Consider the following 212-nt stretch of genomic DNA (forward strand, 5'->3'; position numbering starts at 1 on the left):
CTGGTGTGGAAGCGTGGCGACACGTGGAGCTGACAGATACTAATCGGTCGAGGACTTATCCAATAATTGATTCTTGATACGTTTCTATAACGCATTATCTAGTTTTGAGAGAACCATCTTTCAAGACATTTTCTCGAAAATGTCATATATAGTCTGGTGGCGATAGCGAAGAGGTCACACCCGTTCCCATGCCGAACACGGTCGTTAAGCTC

General features: G+C 44.8%; 1 rRNA gene. It reads left to right on the forward strand.

Annotation, left to right across the window (positions count from 1 at the left end):
• Positions 1-152 precede the first annotated feature (152 nt).
• Positions 153-212: ribosomal RNA gene (rrf, locus tag SAY88_RS25785) — 5S ribosomal RNA — on the forward strand; the annotation flags it as partial.

It is taken from the genome of Halalkalibacter flavus, from assembly GCF_036663575.1.
GTDB classification, from domain to species: domain Bacteria; phylum Bacillota; class Bacilli; order Bacillales; family Bacillaceae_D; genus Halalkalibacter; species Halalkalibacter flavus.